This window comes from Thauera sp. AutoDN2, from assembly GCF_051280715.1.
GTDB lineage: Bacteria > Pseudomonadota > Gammaproteobacteria > Burkholderiales > Rhodocyclaceae > Thauera.
Window position 1 is genome coordinate 1 of record NZ_JBNCAR010000086.1, and the last position, 2,139, is coordinate 2,139.

Annotated in this window: 1 protein-coding gene; it reads left to right on the forward strand. The window is 67.5% G+C overall.

Annotation, left to right across the window (positions count from 1 at the left end):
- The coding region (locus ACPT9U_RS17550; protein ID WP_435751898.1) for a TRAP transporter permease at positions 1 to 2,139 on the forward strand (2,139 nt) is incomplete at both ends.

The window sequence follows — 2,139 nt, forward strand, 5'->3', positions numbered from 1 at the left end:
GCTGCTGCTCGAGGCCGCGCGCCGCGCGCTGGGCCTGCCCATGGTGATCCTGGCCGCGGTGTTCATGATCTACATCTTCTTCGGCCCCTACATGCCCGAGGTGATCGCACACCGTGGCGCCTCGCTCGCCAAGGGCATGAGCCACATGTGGCTCACCACCGAGGGCGTGTTCGGCGTCGCCGTGGGGGTGTCGACGAGCTTCATCTTTCTCTTCGTGCTCTTTGGCGCGCTGCTCGAGACCGCGGGCGCCGGGGCCTACTTCATCAAGTCGGCCATTGCGCTGCTGGGCGGGTTGCGCGGCGGTCCGGCCAAGGCCGCGGTGGTGGCCTCGGCCAGCACCGGGCTGATCTCGGGCTCGTCGATCGCCAACGTGGTCACCACAGGCACCTTCACCATCCCGCTCATGAAGAGCGTGGGCTACCGCGCCGACAAGGCGGCCTCGGTCGAGGTGGCCTCGTCCGTGAATGGCCAGATCATGCCCCCGGTGATGGGCGCGGCCGCCTTCCTGATGGTGGAATACGTGGGGATCAGCTACGTGCAGGTGATGAAGCACGCGATCCTGCCCGCGCTGATCTCCTACATCGCGCTGTTCTACATCGTGCACCTCGAGGCGCTCAAGATGGAGCTGCAGGGCCTGCCGCGGCGCGAGCCGCTGCCCTGGCAGCGCGCGGTGATCAGTACGCTGATGACGGTGTCGGGCGTGATCATTCTGTCGGCGGTGGTGTACTGGGGCTTCGGCTGGATGAAGGGCGCCTTCGGCGAGGCGGCCTTCGTCGTCGTGGGCGCGCTCATGCTCGCGGCCTACGTGGCGATCGTGCGCTTCGGGGCGAAGTACCCCGAGCTCCATATGGAAAAGCCCGGCGAGAAGATGGCGTATCTGCCCGAGATCGGCCCCACGCTCAAATCCGGCCTGCACTTCCTGCTGCCGGTGGCGGCGCTGATCTGGAACCTGATGGTCGAGCAGCTCTCGCCCGCGCTGTCGGCGTTCTGGGCGACGCTGTTCCTGATGTTCATCCTCGTCACCCAGCGCCCGCTGTTCGCCTTCTTCCGCGGCCACGGCGCACTGGGCGAGGCCACGAAGCACGGCTTTCACGACCTGTTCTCGGGGCTGGTGACCGGTGCGCGCAACATGATCGGCATCGCCATCGCCACCGCCACCGCGGGTGTGATCGTGGGCACGGTGACGCTGACCGGCATTGGCCTGGCGATGACCGAGCTCGTGGAGGTGCTCTCGGGCGGCAACCTGATGGTGATGCTGGTGCTGGTGGCGGTGATCTGCCTGGTGCTGGGCATGGGATTGCCGACCACGGCCAACTACATCGTGGTGTCGACGCTGATGGCGCCGGTGATCGTGGAGCTGGGGGCGCAGAGCGGGCTGCTGGTGCCGCTGATCGCGGTGCACCTGTTCGTGTTCTATTTCGGGCTCATGGCCGACGTGACCCCGCCGGTGGGGCTGGCCTCCTACGCCGCGGCGGGCATCGCCAAGAGCGAGCCGATGCGCACGGGCCTGACCGCCTTCGGCTACAGCGCACGGACGGCGATCCTGCCCTTCATGTTCATCTTCAACACGCAGATCCTGCTCATCGGCATCACCGACACCTTCCACCTGGTGATGACCATCGTCAGCGCGACGGTGGCGAGCATGATGTTCGCCGCGGCCACGCAGGGCTTCTTCATCGCCAAGACCCGCCTCCACGAGACGCTGATCCTGCTGCTGGTGACCTTCACGCTGTTCCGTCCGGGCTTCTGGATGGACATGGTGTATCCGCCCTACGACGAGGTGGCGCCGACCGAGCTCACGCGCCTGGTCGAGGCGGCGCCGCGCAACGGCAACCTGCGCGTGTGGGTCGAGGGCATGAACCTCGAGGGGCAGGACATCGCCAAGGGCGTGCTGCTGCCGCTGGGTGAGCCGGGCAACGCGCGCGAGCGTCTGGGCAAGATGGGCCTGACGGTGATGACGCTGGGCGATCAGGTGCAGGTGGCGGCGGTGCGCTTCGGCAGCCCGGCCGAGAAGCTGGGCCTGGAGCAGGGCTTCGCGATCGCCAGCATCGAGCTGCCCGCGGCCGAGCGGCCCGACAAGGAGTGGATGTACCTGCCCGCCTTCGCGCTGATTGCGCTCGTGTGGGCGATGCAGAAGCC